Below are 21,122 nucleotides of genomic sequence, written 5' to 3'. Positions count from 1 at the left end.
CGGGAATACACTGCAGCTTAGCCCGCGCCTCCAGGAACCGCCATGCACAATGTGCTCTACCACTTCCGCTTTGCCGACGGCCACACCGCTTCCTGCGCGGCCGACGCGGGTCCGGGCGCGGCCCCGGCCGATTTGCCCGCCTGGACCGCCCTCGAATTCCAGCAATGCGCCAATTGCCCGCTGCAGCCCGGCAGCACGCCGCATTGCCCGATGGCCGTAAGCTTCGTGCCGCTGGTGGCCATGGTTGGCGCGCTGCGCTCCTATGACAAGGTGGAAGTGCGCGTGGACATGCCCGAGCGCACGGTGAGCAAGGACACAACAGTGCAGCGCGGCATAGGCGCCTTGATGGGCCTGCTCTCCGCCAGCAGTGCCTGCCCGCGCGTGGACTTCCTGCGTCCCATGGCGCAGTTCCACCTGCCGTTTGCGTCCGAGGAGGAAACCATCTACCGCGCGACCTCCACCTACTTGCTGGCGCAGTACTTCATCGAACGCGAAGGCGGCATCCCGGACTGGGAACTGGACGGCCTGAAGGCCAGCTACCTGGCGCTGCAGACCGTCAACGCCGGCATGGCCGCACGGCTGAAGCATGCCATCACGGGGGACGGCGCCATCAACGCCTTCCTGCTGCTGGACTTGCTGGCCAAGGTGCTGCCCTTTTCCATCGACGAACAGCTGGATGAGATCAAGGGAAAATTCCGGCCAAGTGCCGCACGGGAGCCGCCGCTGGCCTAGCCGCGCTTGCGGCCGGCCTTGGGCGCCGCATCCTTCCGTCCGTCCCGCTGGCCTTGCAACATGCCGCGCAACTCGGCCACCAGGCCCGCTTGCCCGTCCGCCGCCGCGCGTGACCTGGCCAGCTCCAGTTCCATCTCCCGCATCTGGCCCAGCCTGGCCTCCTGTTCCCGCGCCAGGCGCTGGGCGTCATATGCCGCGACCCGCGCGTGCGCCAGCTCCGTGGCCGCCTTGGCTGCCTCCTGATTTGCGCGCGCCAGTTCCTCCTGCTTCAGCACCAGCGCCTGCTGTGCCTTGCGCAGCTCGGCCTGCACGTGCTCGCGCCGTTCCGTCAGGTGCTCCACTTGCTGTTCTGCCTTGTGGCGCGCCAGCGTTTCGGTTTGCAGCTGCGCGCGGGCCTGCGCATGGCCGGCGATTTCCGCGTTCAGCCGTGCGTGCAAGTCTGCCGCTTCGGCACGGGCTTGGACCAATCCGTTGTCCAGGCGCGCGCGCTCTTCCTCGTGCTCTTGCGCCAGTGCAGCGATGCGGCCGTCCGCCTCCTCGTGCAGCCGGGCGGCCAGGCGCGCCACCAGGTCCTGCAAGGCGCCGCTGACCGAATTCTGGCGGGGCGCCCCGCCCTGCTCCTGTTCCAGTTCCTTCAAATACTTGTGTATCGTGGACTTCGAGCCGGTATTGCCCAGTGCGATGCGAACGGCATCGACCGAAGGGTATAGCGACTGCGCCACCAGGCTGTCGCGCGCGCGCTGCACATCGGCTTTATCGAGTCCGGTCCTGGCCATCCAGATTCTCCTGTAATGTATTACGTAATATGTAATTACGTAATACATTACAGCATACTTGGCCAGGAATCAAGTGCGGCGATCGTAGCGCTGCAAGCTTGCGCCCTGCATGCAGAACAGTGACTCGGCGGGGCCGAAGAAGATGTCCCGTTCCTCCTGGGTGCAGGTGGGCAGATACACACTCAGCACGCGCGGATCGTAGAAGCGGAAGTTCAGCTTGCGGCCCCGCTCGTCGTGCACCCAGAGGAGTTTCTTGAAATGCAGCCGCAACTGGCGGGTGGTGACGTGCGAGGGAGCGGAAACCAGGATGCCCCAATGTCCGTCGCCGCAGCGGCGCAGCATCTCGCGCGACTGCGCGGAGGCCGCCGCCAGATGGACCAGGTAGGGTGCGGCCGCGCGCAGGCGCGGCGTCAGCGGTTCCGCGAACAGGCAGTCATAGTCGAGCTTCCCGAACCGTATCATCGGCGCGATGGCCACGTCGCGCGCGCCATCGGCCAGCATGTGCACTTGCGGCGCATTGAGGCTGTCGCCGTGCGGCCAAAGTGCCGCAACCGCGGCATCCAGCTCAGGCAAGCGACCGGGGGCGGGTACAGGGGCCGCGACGATATCCGGCGCGGCGCTCATGCTGCGGCCCGGGAGTCCGCTGCCGCCGCTTCGCGCGCCGCCTTGGCCTTCTCGCAGACTTCGCAGAACGGCGTGCCGTCCTTGGCCGCCTCTTCCAGCGCCGCCGCCTGCACGTCCTGCGCCAGCGCCGCCGTTACTTCGGGTTCGGGCGGCGGCGCTTCAGTTGCTGCTGCCTTGCGCGGCGGCGGCAACGGCGGCGGCGGCGAGACGGCGGGACGCCTGGGGCGCTCTGCCAGCGCTGGCGGCGCCTCGGGGTCGCCAGCACCGGGGCTGACGGCCGGACGCTGCTCGCCCAGCAGCAGGAACAGGCGCCCCAGCATCACTTGCGAGGCGGCCTCGCGCCACACGTCGTCGTCGGAGCGCAGATTGTGCGCGCCCTGCTTCTCCATCAGCTCGCGCAGTTCGGCGGCAGCGCCGATCCGGCTGGTACGCGCCTTGATGTAGCGGTATACCTCCTGCGCGCTGCCGTGCGCCACGCTGCCGGACGCGCCGCGCGCGCGGAAGATGCTGAGTTCAAGCCGGTCCGGGTGGTCCGAGAGGCAGACGTTCATGGGAGGTGCGCAAGGTGAAGTGTGATGTCTATTCTTTCACCTTTCAACGCTGCCAATTCTCTCCAATTCTATCCGCCGCCCCAAGCCCCCTGCCCGTAGCCTCATCGGCGCGTGTTGATGGGCAGCCTGTCACAAACCGGCCTGCGCCTGCGTCTAATAGTGTATGAGGTGGCACACCCGTGCCGCCGCGACCTACCGAAAGACACATCATGTCAAAAGCAATCAACGTTCGCGTCGCCGTCGTCTATCACAGCGGCTACGGCCACACCGCCAGGCATGCCGAGGCCGTCGCAACCGGCGCCACCTCGGCAGGCGCGGAGGCCCTGCTGATCGGCGTCGGGGAGATCGACCGGTACTGGGACACGCTGGAACAGGTGGACGCCATCATCTTCGGCTGCCCCACCTACATGGGCAGCGCCTCCGGCCAGTTCAAAATGTTCATGGACGCCAGTTCGCGCCGCGCCTTCATCGATGCCAAATGGAAGGACAAGCTGGCCGCAGGCTTCACCAACGCCGCCAACCGCTCCGGCGACAAGCTGGCCACGCTGCAGCAGCTCGCCATCTTCGCCGCGCAGCACGGCATGAACTGGATCAACCTGGGCCTGCAGGGTGGCCACAACAGCTCCCAAAGCAGCGAGGACACGCTGAACCGCCACGGCTTCTATATCGGCGCGGCGGCACAGTCGGACGCCGACGCGGGCGCTGACGAAGGCGCCACGCCGGCCGACCTGAAAACCTCCGCCCATCTGGGCTCCCGGGTTGCGCTGGCGGCGCGCCAGATGGCGGCCGGCCGCGCGGCCTTGTCGGAAGACTTGGCCGAACGCCAGGCCGCTTGACAATGCCACTAATGTCAATCGCCGAGAATGGCTAAAGGGGGATGAGCAATGCGGATAGGCGAACTTGCGCGCGCCGCCGGCATCACCGGGCGCCTGCTGCGGCACTACGAAGCACAAGGGCTGATTCAGTCGCGGCGGCTGCCGAACGGCTACCGGGACTATGCGCCGGACACGGTAGGCAAGGTGCGCTGGGTGCGCGAACTGCTTGACTGCGGCTTCAGCACGCGGCAGATCCAGGGCTTTATGCACTGCTACGCGCAAGAGCAGGCGGAGGCCGGACAATGCGAGGCCGGCCTGCTGCAGCACCGCGCAAAGCTGCAGGAACTGGATGCGCTGCTCGCGGTACTCGGCGAACGGCGGGCGCGCCTGGCGGAACGCATGGCGCAGCTGTTCCTCCCCTCTGCTTTTTAACCAAAAAGGACAAGGAAATGCATCAATTTACCGACAAAGTTGTACTGATCACCGGCGGCGGCGCCGGCATAGGCCGCGCGGCTGCGCGGCAGTTCGCGGCGCAAGGCGCGCGCGTCGTGGTCACCGGCCGCCGCGAGGCGGTTTTACAGGAGCTGGCCGGCGAGAATCCGCGCATCGGCTACGTGGTGGCCGACGCCGGCAGTACGCAAGACGCGGCGCAGACGGTGCGAACCGTCATCGAACGCTGGGGCAGGCTGGATATCCTGGTGAACAACGCGGGCGCAGGCGCCATCCTGCCGCTGGCCGAAGCCGGCGTGGAACGCGTCAGGGAGATTTTCGCGGTCAACGTGATCGGCCCGTCGCTGCTGGCCACTGCCGCGCTGCCGCATCTGAAGGCTGCGCGCGGCGCCATCGTGAACGTTTCGAGCACTTTCGGCCACAAGGCGGCGCCGGGCTTGTCCCACTACGCTGCCAGCAAGGCCGCGCTGGAACACATGACGCGCTGTTGGGCGCTGGAGCTGGCGCCCGACGGCGTGCGCGTCAACGCGGTGGCGGCCGGGCCGACCGAAACCGAGTTCCTCTCCGAACGCATGAAGCTGTCGCCGGAACAGGTGGTCCAAGTGAAGGCCGAGGAAGCCGCCCGCATTCCGCTGGGGCGGCGCGGCGTGCCGGAAGATGTGGCGCCCTGGATCGTCGCGCTGGCCGCGCCCGGTGCGGCCTGGCTCACCGCCCAGGTGATTACGGTGGACGGCGGCCTGGACGCGGCTTAAACCTGTGAGGTCTGTACCGCCTGCAGCTCCGCAGCTGCCAGGAACTGGTGGATCTGCGCCACCACCGCCGCACCCTCGCCGACCGCTGCGGCCACCCGCTTGGTCGAGCCGGCGCGCACGTCGCCGATGGCAAACACGCCGGGAACACTGGTCTGCAAGGGCAGCATGGCGTTGAAACCGGTACGGATGAAGCCGTGTTCGTCGACTTCCACGCCGCAGTCGCCCAGCCACCCCGTGTTGGGGTCCGCACCGATAAAGAGGAACACGCGGCAGGTATCGCAATCGATTTCCTCGCCGCTGCGCGAACTGCGTATCCGGACCTGCTTTAAGCCGTCGTCGTCGCCTTCCAGCGCGATGATTTCCGAGTGGGTGTGCAACTCGATGTTGGGCGTGGCCTGTATCCGTTCGATCAGGTAGCTGGACATGGTCGAGGCCAGGCTGCCCTTGCGGATCAGGATGTGCACCTTGGCGGCGTGGCCGGCCAGGAACACGGCGGCCTGGCCGGCCGAATTGCCGCCGCCTACCAGCACCACCTCTTCCGCCTTGCACAGCTGCGCCTCCACCGGCGAGGCCCAGTAATAGACGCCCTTGCCTTCAAACTGCTTCAGGTTGGCCAGCGACGGCCGGCGGTAGCGGGCGCCGCACGACAGCACCACGGCGCGCGCCTTGAGCAGCGTCAGGCTGCCGCACATTTCCACCCGCAAGGGATAGCCGGCGCAGTCCAGCCGGCCCGCCGGCGCCGGAATGGCGATCTCGACGCCGAACTTTTCGGCCTGCACGTAAGCGCGACCGGTCAGCGCGCCGCCCGATATCCCGGTCGGGAAACCGAGGTAGTTTTCAATGCGCGCGCTGGCCCCGGCCTGGCCGCCGTAGGCGCGCGTTTCGAGCGCCAGCACCGACAGGCCCTCGGACGCGGCATACACCGCCGTCGCCAGTCCGGCCGGGCCGGCGCCGACCACGATCACGTCCCACAGCTTGTCCTCGCTCAGCGGGCGCAGCATGCCGATGCAGCGGCCCAGCTCCACGATCGACGGATTTTTCTTCAGCCCCACGCCAGGGCAGACCACCAGCGGCCACTCCTCCGCCGCCGGCCGGTGCTGCTCCACCAGCGCGACGGCGCGCGAATCGGTGACCGGGTCCAGCACCGTGTAGGGGTGCGCGTTGGCGGTCAAAAAACTCTCCAGCGCGTGCACCCGGCCATGCCCGCGCGGGGCGATGATGACGGGGCCGCCGGAGTTTTGCTCAAGCAGGGTCACGGTGCGCAGTATCAGCGCCCGGATGATGCGCTCGCTCAGGTCGGTGCTGGCGACCAGCAGCGCGCGCAGCGCCTCGGCCGGCAGCAGCCGCACCCGCAGCTCGCCGCTGGCGATGCCGTTGGCCATGGCCGGCCGGCAGGACAGCTCGCCGACCTCGCCGGTGAACTGGCCCGGCCGCAGGGTGGCGATCCGGGCGCAGGTGTCGAAGCCGTTGTGGCGGTGGACCGTAATGCCGCCTTCCAGCACGAACATGATGCCGGGCGTCGGCTTGCCGGCCTCGAACAGCACCTCGCCGCCGCGGTAGACGCGCTCCTCGCCGAAGCGGCTCACGTGGCGGATATCCGCCTCGCTCAGCACCGGGAAAATCTGGTGGCGGCGCCGCTCCAGTTCCGGGGTCGGAAGCGGCGGCTGGTCGAACGGCGAGGCGGTCATGGCGGGCTCCCTACTTCTTGTCCGGTTCCGGCTTGGGTGCCGGCGCCGGCTCCGGTTTGCTTGCGGGCGGTTCGGCCGGCGTGCTGTCGTCGAACTGCGGAATCTGGAAGTCCGGTTCCGCGCCCTGCCCGGTATCCCCGGCCGGCCGTTCGATGATCAGGTCGCCCGAGCCCGTTGTGCCCGGTGTGCCTTTGTCCAGGAACATGGTCACCGTTTGCGGGAACGCCGCCACCAGCAGCACCATCACCATTTGCAGGCCCACCCACGGCAAGGCGCCCCAGTAGATATCGGAGCTCTTGACTTCCTTGGGCGCCACGCCGCGCAGGTAGAACAGCGCGAAGCCGAATGGCGGGTGCATGAAGGAGGTCTGCATGTTCACGCACAGCATCACGCCAAACCACACCAGCGCAGCCGAGGCGGCCGCTTCCGGGCTGCCCATCATCGGCTCCAGCTCGGGCGCCAGGATCTTTTGCGCCACCGGCGCCAGCATGGGCACCACGATGAAGGCGATTTCGAAGAAATCGAGGAAGAAGGCCAGGAAGAACACGAACAGGTTGACCACCAGCAGGAAGCCGATCCAGCCGCCGGGTATGCCGGTGAACAGGTGCTCGACCCACACGCCGCCGTCCACGCCCTGGAACACCACCGAGAAGCAGGTCGAGCCGATCAGGATGAACACCACCATCGCGGTCAGGCGCATGGTGGACTGGTAGCTCAGCTTGATCAGTTCACGCAGCGGCTTGATGCGGCTGGCGCGCACCACCATCCAGATCACGGCGATGTACAGCACCGCCAGCGCCGCTTGCACGAAGGGCTTGGCGGGCTGCGCCAGGCCGGTCAGCTTTTCATAGTAGAAAGCGCCGATCAGGCCGGCCAGCACCATGGCCGCCATGCCCACCCGGAACACGACCTTGTCGCGCAGGGTGAACTCCGGATGCCGGAGCACCGCCAGCATCACCGCGCCCAGCGCCCCCATGGCGCCCGATTCGGTCGGCGTGGCGATGCCCAGCATCATGGTGCCCAGCACCATGAAGATCAGCACGGCGGCCGGGATGATGCCGCGCAGGCACTGGCGCCACAAGGCCCAGCCTTCCAGCGTTTTCTCGTCGCGCGGGGCGGCCGGCAGCCAGTCCGGACGCACGCGCGAGAGCACAAAGGTGTAAAGCGCGAACAGGCCGATCTGCACCAGCGACGGGCCCCAGGCGCCCAGGTACATGCTGCCCACATCGGCGCTGGCGGTCTGGGTTTTCAGTTGGTCGGCCAGCACCACCAGCACCAGCGACGGCGGCACCAGTTGCGTGATGGTGCCCGAAGCGGCCAGCACGCCGGTGGCGTAGCGCATGTGGTAACCGTAGCGCATCATGACCGGCAGCGAAATCATGGCCATGGCGATCACCTGCGCCGCCACGGTGCCGGTGATGGCGCCCAGGATGAAGCCGACGATGATGACCGAGTAGCCCAGGCCGCCGCGCATCTTGCCGAACAGCTGGCCCATGGAGTCCAGCATGTCCTCGGCCAGGCGGCACTTTTCCAGCACCGCCCCCATGAAGGTGAAGAACGGAATCGCCAGCAGCAGATCATTGGCCAGCACGCTGCCGAAGATGCGCTGCGGCACGGCCTGCATGAAGGACACGCCGAAGAAACCCTGCCACATGGCGATCAGGCCAAAGAACAGGCCGACCGCCAGCAGCGAGAACGCCACCGGGAAGCCGACCAGCATGAACACGACCAGGCCGCCAAACATCAGCGGCGGCATTATTTCGAGCGGAATCATTGCACTGGCCTTTCGTACTTGCTGTCCAGGTGGGCTTTGCCGGCCAGTGCGGCGATGCGTTTAATCAGTTCGGCTATGCCTTGCAGCGTGAGCAGCGCGAAGCCAAGGGGCACGATGATCTTGATCGGGTAGCGCGGCAGGCCGCCGGAGTTGCTGGACTGCTCCAGCACTTCCCACGAGGGCATGAACAGCGAATACCAGGACAGCCAGGCGAACAGCACGCAGGCCGGGAACAGGAAGAAGATGATGCCGAACACGTCGATCCAGAGCTGCTTGCGCTCGGATACGTGGCCGTAAACCAGGTCCACGCGCACATGCTCGTTGCGCTGGAAGGTGTAGCTGGCGCCCAGCATGACGGCGGCGCCGAACAGGTACCACTGCAGTTCCAGCAGCCAGTTGTTGCTCCAGTCGAAGCCGTAACGGATCATGGCGTTGCTGGCACTGACGACGCATGAAGCCAGTATCATCAGGTTGGCCAGTTGCCCGCAGCGGTAGCCGATCTTGTCGAGCCAGTGCGAGAGGCGGAGTAATCCTTGCATGTACAAATGTCTCCTGTGCCGTTTTGGTGCAAGGTGATTGCGCCATCCGGTCGTTGTGAAAATTAAAGGATTGTTGCAAGGATAGTACATCAATATTCACCCGCTGGTAACCGCCCCGGAGCAACGGTTTGCCTGCGGAAAGGTGTGGCGGGCAGGCCCACGGAGACGTTACGCTGGTGCCCTGTTTGCATGTGGCATGGAGGCGCGCATGGGCACGGGATTTCAGAGAGCCGCTCTGGCAGCGGCCTTGGCGGCAGCCGGCGCCGCCGCGCAGCAACCGGTGGCGCCGGCTGCCGCGCCGCCGGGCGCGGAAAAGACGGCGCGGACCCGGGTGCTGGAAGGCGGCGCGAAAGTGTTGCAAGATAACACGCCGGCGGCCAGGTTCGACATCTACCTGGTCGGTTTCCACCCCATGAAGGAGCATCCGGAACAGCAGATCGAGGCGCATCACTATTGCCACCAGCGCAACCAGGATTTCGCGCAGTGCGTGCTGTTCGACGGCAATACCCAGGCGGCAAACCTGCATGGCATCGAGTACATCATTTCGGAGAAGCTGTTTGAAACGCTGCCGGAAGCCGAGCGCAAGTACTGGCATCCGCACAACGGCGAAATCCTGAGCGGGCAACTGGTGGCGCCGGGGATACCGGAAGCCGCGGAAACGGCGCTGATGAAGGACAAGCTCAACAGCCACGGCAAGACCTGGCATGTGTGGAATACCGGCCACCAGGGCCACCCCAATGACACGCTGCCGCTGGGCGAGCCGATGCTGGCCTGGTCCTTCAACCGCGACGGCGAAGCCCTGCCCGGCCTGGTGGCCGCGCGCGACCAGCGCATGAAGATGAGCACCGAGAAAAAGCGCGGCAAGCGGGCCGCTTTGCGGCCGCTGGCCCGGCCGCAATCGGGCGTGGACGAGCTGAAGGGCAAATTCGGCCCCGCGACCAAGGACATCCCGGGCGTGGCGAATAAATAGGGACCGTGCAGAGAAACCAACGGAAACACATGCGCTGTGTTACTGTGTCGACACGGCAATCGTTCGGCCGCCTCTGCTACCCACCTAGTTAACGACTGGAATCAGGAATCCTGACATGTCCGGTCTTAACGACCCCACACAAAACCATCTGCTGTCCGCCCTGCCCGCCCCCGAATTGGCGCGCTTGGCGCCGCACCTCGAACTGGTCGCCATGCGGCTGGGCGACGTGCTGTACGAATCCGGGGCCAAGCTCGCCCACGTCTATTTTCCCACCACCGCCATCGTCTCGCTGCACTACCTGCTCGAGAACGGCGGCTCGTCGGAAATTGCCGGCGTGGGCAACGAGGGCGTGCTGGGCATCGCACTGTTCATGGGCGGCGATTCCACGCCCAGCCGCGCCGTGGTGCAGACCGGCGGCCACGGCTACCGGTTGCGGGCTGCCATACTGCAGGAAGAGTTCAACCGGGCCGGCCCCGCGATGCGCCTGCTGCTGCGCTACACCCAGGCGCTGCTGACGCAGATGTCGCAAACGGCGGTCTGCAACCGGCACCACACGCTGTACCAGCAGCTGTGCCGCTGGCTGCTGCTGACGCTGGACCGCCTGGGCGACAAGGAACTGACCATGACCCAGGAGCTGATCGCCGGCATGCTGGGAGTGCGCCGCGAAGGCGTGACGGAGGCGGCCGGCCGCCTGCAGGACTTCGGCTACATCAGCTACCGGCGCGGCCATATCACCGTGCTCGACCGTGCCGGGCTGGAAGCGGACGTGTGCGAGTGCTACCAAGTGGTCAAGAGCGAGTTCGCGCGCCTGCTGTCCGACGTGCGCGACAACCGGGAGTGAGCATGGTTTCCAAACAGAAGACCCCGACCGAACGCTTGCTGCTGGGCGGCTTCGGCGTGACGCTGGTGCTGCTGCTGGGCACGTTCGCCATGGCGCGCAATGGCCGCCTCGACCCGGCCACCAGCCTGGGCCTGGCCGGCAACATGGCCCTGGCCGGCGCCCTGTTCCTGGGCGGGGTCTACCTGCGCATCATGTGGATGATGCGCAACCGCAGCGCGGTGCTGCACGGCCGCCAGCAATTGCTCAAGGCGGACGCGCTGCAGCACGCCATTTTCAACAGCGCCAATTTTTCCAGCATCGCCACCGACACGCAGGGGGTGATCCAGCTGTTCAACGTCGGCGCCGAACGCATGCTGGGCTACGAGGCGGCCGACGTGGTGAACCGCATCACACCGGCCGGCATTTCGGACGCCGACGAACTGGTGGCGCGCGCCGCCTCCCTGAGCGAAGAGCTGGGCACGGCGATCGCACCCGGCTTCGAGGCGCTGGTGTTCAAGGCTACGCGCGGCATCGAGGACATCTACGAGCTGACCTACATCCGCAAGGACGGCAGCCGCCTGCCGGCCCTCGTTTCGGTGAGTCCGCTGCGCGACGGGCGCGAGCAGGTCATCGGCTATCTGCTGATGGGCACCGACAACACGGCGCGCAAGCAGGCCGAGGCGGTCCAGTCCCTGCTCGACCAGCGCCTGCGCGAGCAGCAGCAGGCACTGCAGGAGAGCAACGTGGAACTGGAGCAGGCCCGCGCCACGGCCGACAAGGCCAACCGCGCCAAGTCCGAATTCCTGTCGAGCATGAGCCATGAACTGCGCACGCCGCTCAACGCGGTGCTGGGTTTCGCGCAGCTGATGGCGTCCGAAAAGCCGCCGCCGCCGCTGCGCCAGCAGCGCTCGCTTGACCAGATCATGAAAGCTGGCTGGTATCTGCTGCGCCTGATCAACGAGATCCTCGACCTGGCCATGATCGAATCGGGCCGCGTCACCATGTCGCGCGAATCGATGGGCTTGCTTGACGTGCTGCACGACTGCCATGCCATGGTAGCGCCGCTGGCCGAGAAGCGCGGCATCACCATGTACTTCCCCGAACCGGACCAGGCGCTGTTCGTGCACGCCGACCGTACCCGGGTCAAGCAGGTGATGATCAACCTGCTGTCGAACGCCATCAAATACAACCGCCACGGCGGCAGCGTCACGGTGCGCTGCGCCAGCATGGACGGCGTGGTGCGCGTGAGCGTGGACGACACCGGCCACGGCCTGACGCCGGCCCAGCTGGGGCAATTGTTCCAGCCGTTCAACCGGCTGGGCCAGGACGAAAGCGGCGAGGAAGGCACCGGCATCGGCCTGGTGGTGACGCGCCAGCTGATCGAACTGATGAACGGCCGCATCGGCGTCGACAGCGCGCCGGGCGTGGGCACCTCGTTCTGGATCGAGATGCAGGCCAGCAGCGAGCCCATGCTGGACGTGGCCACCTATGTGCCGCCGCCGGCCGAACTCCCCGCGCTGTCCTCGGCGCTGCGCACGCTGCTGTACGTGGAGGACAATCCGGCCAACCTCAGCCTGGTCGAGCAGCTGGTGGCGCGCCGCACCGACCTGGCGCTGCTGACTGCCATCGACGGCAGCCTTGGCCTGCAGCTGGCCCGCACCTGCCTGCCCGACGTGATCCTGATGGACATCAACCTGCCCGGCATCAGCGGCTTCGGCTGCCTGAAAATCCTGCAGACGGAAGCGGCCACCGCGCGCATTCCCGTCGTGGCGCTGTCGGCCAACGCGGTCCCGCGCGACATCGAGCGCGGCCTGCAGGCCGGGTTCTTCCGCTATCTCACCAAGCCGATCAATGTGGCCGAGTTCATGGACACGCTGGACATCGCGCTGCAGTACAGCCAGGACCAGAAATTGGACACTCAGTTGGACACCAAGTTGGACACCAAGTTGAACACCAAGGTAGAACACCATGATTGAAGCATCCGCCATACTCAACGCCAGCATCCTGATCGTCGACGACCAGGAGGCCAACGTCATGCTGCTGGAGCAAATGCTGGACAACGCCGGCTACCAGCGCGTGACGTCCTGCACCGATCCGTTCGCGGTGCGCGCGCTGCACCTCGAACACTCCTATGACCTGATCCTGCTCGACCTGCAGATGCCGGGCCTGGACGGTTTCGGCGTCATGGCCGGGCTGCAGGACATCGAGCCGGACAGCTATGTGCCGGTGCTGGTCGTCACCGCCCAGCCCGACCACAAGCTGCGGGCGCTGCAAGCGGGCGCGCGCGACTTCGTCAGCAAGCCCTATGAACTGGTGGAGCTGCAGACGCGCATCCGCAACATGCTGGAACTGCGCCTGCTGCACCAGCGCCTGAACCGCTACAACCAGCAGCTCGAGTTCACCGTGCTCGAGCGCACCGCCGAGCTGCGCGCCAGCGAGGCGCGCTTCCAGCGCTTCACCGAGCTGTCGTCGGACTGGTACTGGGAGCAGGACGCCGAGGGCGCGCTGGCGTGCAGTTCGGGCGGCGCGGCCGGCATGCTGGGCCTGGAACAGGCCCCGGGCCAGCCGGTGGGCGACTGGAACGCCGCCGAGCGCGCCGCGCTGGAAGCCAACATCGCCGAGCGCAAGCCCTTCCTCGACCTGATCTGCAGCCGCACCACGGCGCGCGGCGCCATGCAGTACGTTGAAGTCAGCGGCGAGCCGATGTTCGACGGCGGCGGGCGCTTCAGCGGCTACCGCGGCGTCGGCCGCGACATCACCCACCTGCTGTCGGCGCTGCCGCAGCGGGCGGCGCCGGCGCCTTAGCCAGCCACCCAGCCAGGGCGGCGGCGGGCAAGGGCCGGCTGAAGTAATAGCCCTGCACCTGGTCGCACTGCGCGCGCCGCAGGAAGGCCAGCTGCTGCTCGGTCTCCACCCCTTCCGCGATCACCGTCAGCTTCATGCTGTGGGCCAGCGCGATGATGGCGCTGGCGATGGCCGCGTCGTCGTCGTCGGTGGTGATGTCGTGCACGAAGGCGCGGTCTATCTTCAGTGAATGGATGGGAAAGCGCTTCAGGTACGCCAGGCTGGAATAGCCGCTGCCGAAGTCGTCGATCGACAGCTGCACGCCCATGTCGCTGAGCTGCTGCATGATCAGCGTGGCCGCGTCGGGATGTTCCATCAGCACGCTTTCCGTAATTTCCAGTTCCAGCCGCTCCGGCGCGCAGCCGGTCTGGTGCAGCGCCTGCACCACGCTGTGCATCAGGTCGTGCTGCTTGAACTGGCGTGCCGACAGGTTGACCGCCATGCGCAGGTCGCCCAGGCCGGCCTCGCGCCAGGCCACCTGCTGGGCGCAGGCGGCGCGCAGCACCCAGTCGCCCAGCGGGATGATGAGGCCGGTCTCCTCCGCCACTGGGATGAACTCGGCCGGCGGCACCAGGCCGTGGCCGGGCCGGCGCCAGCGCACCAGCGCCTCCACGCCTTCGATGGCGCCGCTGGCCAGGTCCAGCTGCGGCTGGTAGTGCAGCTCGAACTCGTCGCGCTCGACGGCGTGGCGCAGCGCCGCCTCCAGCTTGAGCCGGTCCAGCGTGCGCAGATTCATGTCCAGCGCATAGAACTGGAACTGGGCGCCGCCCAGCTTCTTGGCGCTGTACATGGCCGCGTCCGCGTTTTTCAGGAGCGCCTGGCTGTCGCCGCCGTCCTTGGGATACAGGCTGATGCCGAAGCTGGCCACCGGCGTAATCTCATGCCCGAACACCGACATCGGCAGCGCCAGCGCGTCGGCCAGCTTCTGCGCCACCACCGCCACCTCCTCGCCGCGCGCCACGTCGGCCAGCAGCACCACGAACTCGTCGCCGCCCAGGCGCGCCACGGTGTCGCCGTTGCGCACGCAGGCCGAGAGCCGGGCCGCCACTTCCACCAGCACCTGGTCGCCGGCGTCGTGGCCCAGGCTGTCGTTGATGTTCTTGAAGCGGTCCAGGTCGAGGAACAGCACCGCCACCCAGCGGCTGGCGCGGCGCGCATAGGTCACGGCCTGGGTCAGCCGGTCCAGCAGCAGCGCCCGGTTGGCCAGGCCGGTCAGCGCGTCGTGGTTGGCCATTTGCGTCAACTCTTGCTCGTAGCGCTTGCGCTGCGCCACGTCCTCGATCACGCCGATCAGGGTGATGCCGTCCTGTTCGGTGTACATGCGCGAGTAGCTCGCCTGCACCCACACCAGGTGGCCGGCCTTGTGGCGGTAGCGCAGCTCGCGGCAGTAGCCGTCGCTATCGCCGGCCAGCAGGCCGTGCAGCGCCGCAGTGTCGGCCGCGCGCTCTTCCTGCGGCAGCACGTCGCACAGCGTCATGCCGGCCAGCTCGGCCTCGGTGTAACCCAGCAGCCCCTGCACCTTGAGGTTGGCGCGCAGCCAGCGCCCGTCCAGCGACAGCTGCGCCAGGCCCACGGCGGCCTGGCCGAAGGCGGCCCGGAAGCGCGCCTCGCTGGCGCGCAGCTGCGCGCGCGCCTCCATCGACGCGGTCACATCCTCGATCACCAGCAGCAGCATGCGCTGCCCGTCCAGCGGCACGCGCGTCAGCTTGCAGCGCAGCTGGCGCGCCGGCTGGTGGTCGGCGCCGGCGCTGATCACCAGCTCCTGGCGGTAATCTGGGTCGCCCAGGCCGGCCGCGATGCCGGCCCTGAGCTGCGGCTGCGGAACGAAGGCCGCGTAAGGCTGCCCGGCCGCGTCCCGGCCCTCCACCGCCAGCAGCGCGCACCAGGCCTGGTTCATGGTGCGCACCGTGCCGTTGGCGCACACCGCCATCACGCCGGCCGGCATGCTGTCGATCACCTGCTCGGAATACGTCTTGAGCCGCAGCAGGTCCTGTTCGCCGGAACGGATGTAGGTGTCCAGCGCCAGGCCGAGGTCGAAAAAGACCAGCTTGAGCAGCGCGCCGTAGGTTTCCCACGTCAGGTCAGGCTGGTCTGCAAGCTGCTCGCGCAACACGCCACCGATGGAGGCCAGATATTTGCGGTAGGCGCCGATATACCACTGCGGTTCGAGCCCGATGTGCTGGTGCACCAGGCCCACGGTCACGCGGTCGCGCACGTAGTCGCCATCGACCGGGGCGCCGGACAGGCTGCTGAAGTAGTTGGACTGGGCACGCTGCAGGCGCTCGAAGCGGACCTTGTCGGCCAGCATGCCGGCCAGTTCGGGCACGCTGCCGAGGTGCCGGTAGAACGCGTCGATCACCGGGCCGGCCTGCCGTTCCAGGCCATCGTGGGCCTGGCGCAGCAAGACTGCATCGGTGTGGCCAAACTCGAGGAAGGCCAGGCGCCGGCGCACCGCCTCCGCGTCCGGCATCATTTCTTCGACCAGCACGCCCAGCTGTTCGGACATGGTTTGATTCATGGATCCCTGTCAGGTTTTATTATAAGTTGATACACTATAGTGTCCATATAGCTACAAAAGCCTTGATGTGGATCAAATCGCCCCGGGAATTCCCTGTTGCACCAGCCGCGCCAGCGCCGCTGCCGGCACCGGCTTGCTGAACAGATAGCCCTGGTAGGACTGGCAGCCCAGCTGGCCAAGCAAAGCGCACTGCCCGTCCGTCTCCACGCCTTCGGCGATCACGTCCAGGTTCAGGCTGCGCGCCATGGCGATAATGGTGAGCACGATGGCCTGGTCATTGCCGTCGTTCACCAGATCGCGCACGAAGGACTGGTCGATCTTCAACTGGTCCAGCGGCAGCCGCTTCAGGTATTGCAGCGAGGAGTAGCCGGTGCCGAAATCGTCCAGCGAAAAGCGCACGCCGAGGCGGCGCAGCGCCTGCATGCTGGCGATGGTGTCGTCCGTGTTGTCGAGCAGCACGCCCTCGGTCAGCTCCAGTTTCAGCAAGCCCGGGTCGATGCCGTAGCGCTGCACGGCCGAGCAGACCTGCTCGCAGAAGTCCGACTGGTGGAACTGGCGCGCGCTGACATTGACAGCCAGCGTCAGTGCCGCCATGGCAGGCTCGCTGCGCCACGCGCGCAGCTGGGCGCAGGCGCTTTCCAGCACCCACTGGCCCAGCTGCAAGATCATGCCGGTTTCCTCGGCCAGCGGAATGAAGCGCGCCGGCGAGACCGTACTGCCGTCCGGCTGGCGCCAGCGTATCAGCGCCTCCGCCCCCACGGGCTGATGCAGGCGGTTCACCTGCAGCTGGTAATAGAGTTCAAACTGCTGGGTGTCGATGGCGTGGCGCAGCTCGTTTTCCAGCCGCACCCGGTCGCTGATGCTGTCCTGCATGCTCTGGTCGAAGAAGCGGATGCCGTTGCGGCCGGCCTGCTTGGCCTGGTACATGGCAATGTCGGCCTGCGCCAGCACTTCGTCGGCATGCTGCTCGACGCCGCCGCTGAACAGCGTGATGCCGATGCTGGGCGTGCTGTGGCACTGGTGCGGGCCCAGCCCGTAAGGACGGCTCAACGCCGCCAGCACCTTGCCGGCCAGCGCCTCGCACTGCGTACCGGCCTCCCTCTGCTGCGCGCTCAAGCCTTCCACCAGCACCACGAACTCGTCGCCCCCCAGGCGCGCCACCGTGTCCCCCTGGCGCAGGCAGGCGTGCAGCCGGGCCGCGACCTTTTGCAGCAGCAGGTCGCCGGTGCTGTGGCCCAGCGTTTCGTTGAGGGTCTTGAAGTCGTCCAGGTCAATGATCATCAGCGCGCCGTGGTGGCCGCTGCTGTGGGCGGCGGGCAGCGCCTGCGCCAGCCGCTCCAGCAGCATGCGCCGGTTGGGCAGGTGCGTGAGCGGGTCGTAGAAGGCCAGGTTCTTGATCTGGTCGCTGGCCGCCTTGCTCAGCGTGATGTCGTTGAGCGAGGCCACGTAGTGCGTGACGGCGCCGCTGCCGTCGCGCACCGCGGCAATGTTGAGCAGTTCCGGATACACTTCGCCATTCTTGCGGCGGTTCCAGACTTCGCCCTGCCAGCGGCCGTTGGCGCCGATGGCGGCCCACATGCCCTGATAGAAGGCGGCGTCGTGGCGGCCCGAGCTGAGCATGCCCGGTGTCCGCCCCACCGCCTCGGCGCTGCTGTAGCCGGTGATGCGGCTGAACGATGCGTTGACCTGCAGGATGATACCGTCGGCGTCGGTCACCATCATGCCTTCCGGGGAATCGAAGGCGATGGCGGCGATGCGCTGGCCCGCTTCGGCCCGGCGCCGCTCGGTAGTGTCGGTGTGTGCCACCAGCGCCCCCCGCCAGCCCGCCTCCAGCGGCGTAACGGACATGCCGAACCAGCGCTCCCCTTCCGCAGTCGGCAGCGCGTACTCCATCTGGAAGCGCTCCGAGGCCCCGGCCAGTACCGCCGAGATGCCGGCGTGGGCCTGCCCCGCCGTGCTCCCCTGGTGGCATGCGGCCAGGTAGTTGCTGCCGACTGCGCCGACTGCCTCGGCGCCGCCTGCGCCGTGGCGCGCAGCGAACCTGCGCCAGGCGCGGTTGACCGCCAGGATGGTGCCATCCGGGCCGAGCACGGCTATCTCGTCGGGTAACGCGTCCAGCAGTGCATGCACCGCCAGGCCGTGGGCTGCGGATTGGGTGTTGTTCATGGCTCCTCGCTCATTACTTCAGGGAAATCAGCGCAAGAATACTGACGTTGGGCAACAAAAAGACTGATCTAGATCAAAAAAGCGCCGTATTTTTGCAGCGCAGCAAGGAAAGGTAGTGCAGGATTTTTTGATATGGATCAAAGGCGCAGCTTTGCATACTTGATATTCTGCAACTTCAAGTATGAAAGGTTTCTTGCCACAATGAATCAGCCGTCCCCGCTTTCCTCCGCCAACTGTGCCAACTGCCGCTGGCGCGCGCTCTGCCTGCCCTCTGGCCTGGCAGGCGGCGCGCTGGATGAATTCGAACGTACCGTGGCGCAGCGGCGGCCGGTGGCGCGGCACGAACGCGTGGAAGTCGGCGGTACGCCCTTCGGCCAGCTGCATGCGGTGCTGAGCGGCCAGTTCAAGCTGCAGCGCGCGGCCCCGGATGGCGGCGTACAGGTACTGGGCTTTGCCATGCCCGGCGACCTGATGGGACTGGACGCCATCGGCAACGGCCGCTACGCGAACGACGCGGTGGCCCTGTCGGACAGCGTGATCTGCTCCCTCCCCTATGCCGGGCTGGAAAGCCTGATGGCGCAGCAACCGGCGCTGGCGCGGCGCCTGTCGCAATTGCTCAGTGCCAACCTGGCGCAGCGCCAGGACCAGATGCTCTTTCTCGGCAATGCGCGTGCCCCGCAGCGGCTGGCGCGCTTGCTGCTCGACCTGGGCGGGCGTTACGGCGAGCGCGGCGGCTCGGCAACCAACTTCCAGCTGTGCATGTCGCGCGAGGACTTGGCCGCCTACCTGGCGCTGACGGTGGAGAGCGTAAGCCGCCTGCTGTCGATGTTCAAGCAGAACGGCCTGCTGGCGGTGAGCAACCGCGCCATCGAACTGCTCGACACGGCCGGCCTGCGCGCGATTGCGGCGGCCCCGGCGCAGGAAGGGCTGGCCATGCACGCCGTTTGAGCCGTGTGCGGGCGCACGGCGGGTCAGATCATGCCGTGCTCGAGCGCGTAGCGGGTCAGCTCGGCGTTGCTGGCCATGCCCATCTTGTCCAGGATGCGGGTGCGGTAGGTGGTGACGGTGTTCGGGCTCAGGTGCAGCAGCTCGCCGATGCGCACCAGCGCCTCCCCGGCGGCGATCAGCTTGAATACTTCCAGCTCGCGGTCCGACAGCGCCTCGTGGTCGCCGGCGCCGCCGCCGCCCACCAGCATGGCCAGTTTTTCCACCAGCGCCGGGCTGACGTGCTTGCCGCCGGCGGCCGCCTTGCGCACCGCCTCCACCAGCGTGGCGGTGGGCGCGTCCTTGGTCAGATAGCCCGCCGCGCCCAGTTTCAGCGCGCGCACGGCGTAAATCTCTTCCGAGTAGGTGCTCAGCATCAGCACCGCCATGCGGGGACGCTCGGCGCGCAGCGCCTTCAGCAGTTCCAGGCCATTTTTGCCTGGCATGGTGATGTCCACCAGCGCCACGTCGAATTCCTGCTCCGCCACGCGCTGCATGGCCTCGCCGGCATTGCCGGCTTCGCCCGTCACTGCGATGCCGCTGGCCGTGCCCAGCATCAGGCGCACGCCGTTGCGGGCGATGGCGTGGTCGTCCACCAGCAAGACCCGGATCGCGTCAGTCATGATGTTCCTCCTGTGGCAATGGCAGGCGCAAGGTCAGCGCCGTACCGCCCTCGCCGCCGGTGATGGCCAGTTCACCGCCGAAGCTGCGGCTGCGCTCGTGCATGCCGAGTATGCCCCACGATTCGCGCCGCAACAGTCCCTCGGCGGCAATGCCCTTGCCGTTGTCCGTGACCGTCAGCCGCAAGCCGGCCGGCTCGCGCGCCACCGCGACCCGCGCTTCGCTGGCGCCGGCGTGCCGCACCACATTGGTCAGCGCTTCCTGCACCACGCGGAACAGCATGGTGCTGCGTTCGGCGTCCAGTTCCAGCTCGGCCACCCGGGCGTCGATGCTGCACTCGCAGCGCAAGCCGGCGCGCAGCGCCACCTGGCCGGCGTACCATTCCAGCGCGGCCCACACGCCCAGCTGGTCCAGCACGCTGGGCCGCAGGTCGGTGATCACGCGCCGCACCGTTTCGATGGCGGTCTGCACCAGGTCTGCCGTGTCGGCCAGCAGCGGTTCCGGTTCGCGTCCGGCCGCCACGGCGCGCTCCTGCGCCACCAGGATGTAGGCGCGGATGCCGGTCAGCAGGCCGCCCAGCTCGTCGTGAATTTCCTGCGCAATGCGCTTGCGCTCCTCTTCCTTGATGCGTTCCTGGTGCGCGCCCAGGCGCCGCAGTTCTTCCTGCGACTGGCGCAGCGCCTGTTCGGCCGCCTTGCTGGCGCTGATATCGATCAGCAGGCCCTGCAGCACCGCCGCGCCCGGTCCGGGGCCGCCGCTGCCGGGCACCGGGTCGGCCTGGTCGCGCACCCACAGTTCGCCGCCGCCGCGCGGCAGCAGCCGGTACTCCACCCGCAGCGGGCTGGCCTCGGCCCGGCTGGTGCACACCTGCGCCCAGGCCCGCTCGCGGTCCTCCGGGTGCATGCGCGCGCGCGCCAGGCCGGGGTCGGCCAGCCATTCCTCGGGCGTGTAGCCCAGCAGGCGGATCTGCGGGCTGACATACTCCAGCACCGCGCGCGGGCCGGTGCCAGCCACGTAGCTGACCGCGTGGATCTGCTCGACCAGCGTGCGGAAGCGCGCCTCGGCCTGCTGCTTGTCGGCGCGCAGGCGCTGCTCGCGCAGCATGCGTTCTATGCCGGCCGGCAGCAGTTCCAGGTAGCGCCCTTCGGCGTCCTTGACCAGGTAGTCGCGCGCGCCGCGCCGCATGGCTTCGGCAGCCACGGTGGCGCTGTCGGCGCCGGTCAGCATCATCACCGGCGGCGCGTCGCCGCCGGGACGGCTGGCCGCCAGCCCGGCCAAAAATTCCAGGCCGGTCAGGTCCGGCAGATTGTAGTCCAGCAGCACGCAGTCGGCCTCGCCGGACAGCGCCATGGCCAGGCCCTGCTGGCCGGTTTCGGCTTCCAGCAGCTGGTAGGCGCCGGCGGCGCGGAAGGCGCGCCGGCAGGCCATGCGGTCGACCATGTCGTCCTCGACGATCAGCACGCGCACCGGCGCGGCCGGCAGTGACGGGCTGTCCATG

The 21,122-nt window shown here is 67.5% G+C and carries 19 protein-coding genes; 9 read left to right on the top strand and 10 right to left on the bottom strand.

The annotated features are described in order from the left end of the window. Positions 1-42: 42 nt before the first annotated feature. Positions 43-732, top strand: coding sequence for a hypothetical protein (locus tag ASD15_RS19065; RefSeq protein WP_057156588.1), 690 nt, complete (start codon positions 43-45; stop codon positions 730-732). Here ASD15_RS19065 and ASD15_RS19060 read toward each other — a convergent pair. The 3 genes from ASD15_RS19060 to ASD15_RS19050 all read right to left on the bottom strand — a co-directional run bounded on the left by ASD15_RS19060 (position 729) and on the right by ASD15_RS19050 (position 2,683). Beyond that, entirely contained in the window at positions 729-1,508 is a 780-nt protein-coding gene (locus ASD15_RS19060) for a DNA-binding protein (RefSeq protein ID WP_057156587.1), read from the bottom strand. The two genes, ASD15_RS19065 and ASD15_RS19060, sit on opposite strands and share 4 nt — an antisense overlap. A gap of 69 nt (positions 1,509-1,577) precedes the next feature. Further along, the gene (locus tag ASD15_RS19055) at positions 1,578-2,132 is read right to left on the bottom strand and encodes a DUF4123 domain-containing protein (protein ID WP_082551949.1); all 555 of its coding nucleotides are present in this window, start codon (positions 2,130-2,132) and stop codon (positions 1,578-1,580) included. Then, positions 2,129-2,683: a hypothetical protein gene (locus ASD15_RS19050; RefSeq protein ID WP_057156583.1), complete on the bottom strand. Its 555-nt coding sequence runs from the start codon at positions 2,681-2,683 to the stop codon at positions 2,129-2,131. The genes ASD15_RS19055 and ASD15_RS19050 overlap by 4 nt, the downstream gene beginning before the upstream one ends. Positions 2,684-2,892: 209 nt before the next feature. Between ASD15_RS19050 and ASD15_RS19045 the strand changes: the two genes are divergently transcribed. The 3 genes from ASD15_RS19045 to ASD15_RS19035 are packed head-to-tail and all read left to right on the top strand — an operon-like array spanning position 2,893 to position 4,700. Continuing rightward, positions 2,893-3,519, top strand: coding sequence for a flavodoxin family protein (locus ASD15_RS19045; protein WP_057156582.1), 627 nt, complete (start codon positions 2,893-2,895; stop codon positions 3,517-3,519). Between the two features lie 48 nt (positions 3,520-3,567). After that, positions 3,568-3,930 carry a MerR family transcriptional regulator gene (locus tag ASD15_RS19040; protein WP_057156580.1) on the top strand — a complete coding sequence of 121 codons (363 nt, stop codon included), beginning with the start codon at positions 3,568-3,570 and terminating at the stop codon, positions 3,928-3,930. A gap of 17 nt (positions 3,931-3,947) precedes the next feature. Next, on the top strand, positions 3,948-4,700 hold the full coding sequence (locus ASD15_RS19035) for an SDR family NAD(P)-dependent oxidoreductase (protein WP_057156579.1): 753 nt from the start codon (positions 3,948-3,950) through the stop codon (positions 4,698-4,700). On the opposite strand, the gene ASD15_RS19030 is transcribed toward ASD15_RS19035, so the two are convergent. The 3 genes from ASD15_RS19030 to ASD15_RS19020 are packed head-to-tail and all read right to left on the bottom strand — an operon-like array spanning position 4,697 to position 8,701. After that, on the bottom strand, positions 4,697-6,388 hold the full coding sequence (locus tag ASD15_RS19030) for a cyclic nucleotide-binding domain-containing thioredoxin-disulfide reductase (RefSeq protein WP_057156578.1): 1,692 nt from the start codon (positions 6,386-6,388) through the stop codon (positions 4,697-4,699). The genes ASD15_RS19035 and ASD15_RS19030 overlap by 4 nt on opposite strands. Before the next feature lie 10 nt (positions 6,389-6,398). After that, positions 6,399-8,162, bottom strand: a complete 1,764-nt coding sequence (locus ASD15_RS19025; protein ID WP_057156577.1) for a TRAP transporter large permease subunit — start codon at positions 8,160-8,162, stop codon at positions 6,399-6,401. Continuing rightward, entirely contained in the window at positions 8,159-8,701 is a 543-nt protein-coding gene (locus ASD15_RS19020; RefSeq protein WP_057156772.1) for a TRAP transporter small permease subunit, read from the bottom strand. The genes ASD15_RS19025 and ASD15_RS19020 overlap by 4 nt, the downstream gene beginning before the upstream one ends. Positions 8,702-8,909: 208 nt before the next feature. Here ASD15_RS19020 and ASD15_RS19015 point away from each other — a divergent pair, with 208 nt between their 5' ends. The 4 genes from ASD15_RS19015 to ASD15_RS19000 all read left to right on the top strand — a co-directional run bounded on the left by ASD15_RS19015 (position 8,910) and on the right by ASD15_RS19000 (position 13,296). Continuing rightward, on the top strand, positions 8,910-9,671 hold the full coding sequence (locus ASD15_RS19015) for an OBAP family protein (protein ID WP_157201016.1): 762 nt from the start codon (positions 8,910-8,912) through the stop codon (positions 9,669-9,671). Between the two features lie 115 nt (positions 9,672-9,786). Next, positions 9,787-10,512 (top strand): Crp/Fnr family transcriptional regulator, encoded by a 726-nt coding sequence (locus tag ASD15_RS19010; RefSeq protein ID WP_057156575.1) that lies wholly within the window; start codon positions 9,787-9,789, stop codon positions 10,510-10,512. Positions 10,513-10,703: 191 nt separating this feature from the next. Further along, positions 10,704-12,467, top strand: a complete 1,764-nt coding sequence (locus ASD15_RS19005) for an ATP-binding protein (protein WP_229418275.1) — start codon at positions 10,704-10,706, stop codon at positions 12,465-12,467. Then, on the top strand, positions 12,460-13,296 hold the full coding sequence (locus ASD15_RS19000) for a response regulator (protein WP_057156574.1): 837 nt from the start codon (positions 12,460-12,462) through the stop codon (positions 13,294-13,296). Before ASD15_RS19005 ends, ASD15_RS19000 begins: the two co-directional genes overlap by 8 nt. Here the strand turns inward: ASD15_RS19000 and ASD15_RS18995 are convergent. Beyond that, positions 13,247-15,853: an EAL domain-containing protein gene (locus ASD15_RS18995; RefSeq protein WP_082551948.1), complete on the bottom strand. Its 2,607-nt coding sequence runs from the start codon at positions 15,851-15,853 to the stop codon at positions 13,247-13,249. The two genes, ASD15_RS19000 and ASD15_RS18995, sit on opposite strands and share 50 nt — an antisense overlap. Before the next feature lie 72 nt (positions 15,854-15,925). Next, the gene (locus ASD15_RS18990) at positions 15,926-18,019 is read right to left on the bottom strand and encodes a bifunctional diguanylate cyclase/phosphodiesterase (RefSeq protein WP_082551947.1); all 2,094 of its coding nucleotides are present in this window, start codon (positions 18,017-18,019) and stop codon (positions 15,926-15,928) included. A 201-nt stretch (positions 18,020-18,220) separates the two neighbouring features. On the opposite strand from ASD15_RS18990, the gene ASD15_RS18985 reads away from it, so the two are divergent. Further along, complete coding sequence (locus ASD15_RS18985; RefSeq protein ID WP_057156572.1) at positions 18,221-18,967, top strand: helix-turn-helix domain-containing protein; 747 nt, start codon at positions 18,221-18,223, stop codon at positions 18,965-18,967. A 23-nt stretch (positions 18,968-18,990) separates the two neighbouring features. On the opposite strand, the gene ASD15_RS18980 is transcribed toward ASD15_RS18985, so the two are convergent. Together ASD15_RS18980 and ASD15_RS18975 are read right to left on the bottom strand one after the other, a co-directional pair. Further along, entirely contained in the window at positions 18,991-19,626 is a 636-nt protein-coding gene (locus ASD15_RS18980; RefSeq protein ID WP_057156571.1) for a response regulator transcription factor, read from the bottom strand. Beyond that, positions 19,619-21,121 (bottom strand): response regulator, encoded by a 1,503-nt coding sequence (locus ASD15_RS18975; protein ID WP_057156570.1) that lies wholly within the window; start codon positions 21,119-21,121, stop codon positions 19,619-19,621. Before ASD15_RS18975 ends, ASD15_RS18980 begins: the two co-directional genes overlap by 8 nt. Position 21,122: the final 1 nt, after the last annotated feature.

Origin of the sequence: Massilia sp. Root351, from assembly GCF_001425045.1 — a bacterium.
GTDB lineage: Bacteria > Pseudomonadota > Gammaproteobacteria > Burkholderiales > Burkholderiaceae_D > Rugamonas.
Note: the sequence above shows the minus strand (reverse complement) of the source record. Positions and strands in the feature narration are given on the sequence as shown.

Excerpts from the sequence above, each read along its gene's own strand:
- ASD15_RS19065 (WP_057156588.1), top strand. The coding sequence starts at position 43 with ATGCACAATGTGCTCTACCACTTCCGCTTTGCCGACGGCCACACCGCT.
- ASD15_RS19060 (WP_057156587.1), bottom strand. The coding sequence starts at position 1,508 with ATGGCCAGGACCGGACTCGATAAAGCCGATGTGCAGCGCGCGCGCGAC.
- ASD15_RS19055 (WP_082551949.1), bottom strand. The coding sequence starts at position 2,132 with ATGAGCGCCGCGCCGGATATCGTCGCGGCCCCTGTACCCGCCCCCGGT.
- ASD15_RS19050 (WP_057156583.1), bottom strand. The coding sequence starts at position 2,683 with ATGAACGTCTGCCTCTCGGACCACCCGGACCGGCTTGAACTCAGCATC.
- ASD15_RS19045 (WP_057156582.1), top strand. The coding sequence starts at position 2,893 with ATGTCAAAAGCAATCAACGTTCGCGTCGCCGTCGTCTATCACAGCGGC.
- ASD15_RS19040 (WP_057156580.1), top strand. The coding sequence starts at position 3,568 with ATGCGGATAGGCGAACTTGCGCGCGCCGCCGGCATCACCGGGCGCCTG.
- ASD15_RS19035 (WP_057156579.1), top strand. The coding sequence starts at position 3,948 with ATGCATCAATTTACCGACAAAGTTGTACTGATCACCGGCGGCGGCGCC.
- ASD15_RS19030 (WP_057156578.1), bottom strand. The coding sequence starts at position 6,388 with ATGACCGCCTCGCCGTTCGACCAGCCGCCGCTTCCGACCCCGGAACTG.
- ASD15_RS19025 (WP_057156577.1), bottom strand. The coding sequence starts at position 8,162 with ATGATTCCGCTCGAAATAATGCCGCCGCTGATGTTTGGCGGCCTGGTC.
- ASD15_RS19020 (WP_057156772.1), bottom strand. The coding sequence starts at position 8,701 with ATGCAAGGATTACTCCGCCTCTCGCACTGGCTCGACAAGATCGGCTAC.
- ASD15_RS19015 (WP_157201016.1), top strand. The coding sequence starts at position 8,910 with ATGGGCACGGGATTTCAGAGAGCCGCTCTGGCAGCGGCCTTGGCGGCA.
- ASD15_RS19010 (WP_057156575.1), top strand. The coding sequence starts at position 9,787 with ATGTCCGGTCTTAACGACCCCACACAAAACCATCTGCTGTCCGCCCTG.
- ASD15_RS19005 (WP_229418275.1), top strand. The coding sequence starts at position 10,704 with ATGTGGATGATGCGCAACCGCAGCGCGGTGCTGCACGGCCGCCAGCAA.
- ASD15_RS19000 (WP_057156574.1), top strand. The coding sequence starts at position 12,460 with ATGATTGAAGCATCCGCCATACTCAACGCCAGCATCCTGATCGTCGAC.
- ASD15_RS18995 (WP_082551948.1), bottom strand. The coding sequence starts at position 15,853 with ATGAATCAAACCATGTCCGAACAGCTGGGCGTGCTGGTCGAAGAAATG.
- ASD15_RS18990 (WP_082551947.1), bottom strand. The coding sequence starts at position 18,019 with ATGAACAACACCCAATCCGCAGCCCACGGCCTGGCGGTGCATGCACTG.
- ASD15_RS18985 (WP_057156572.1), top strand. The coding sequence starts at position 18,221 with ATGAATCAGCCGTCCCCGCTTTCCTCCGCCAACTGTGCCAACTGCCGC.
- ASD15_RS18980 (WP_057156571.1), bottom strand. The coding sequence starts at position 19,626 with ATGACTGACGCGATCCGGGTCTTGCTGGTGGACGACCACGCCATCGCC.
- ASD15_RS18975 (WP_057156570.1), bottom strand. The coding sequence starts at position 21,121 with ATGGACAGCCCGTCACTGCCGGCCGCGCCGGTGCGCGTGCTGATCGTC.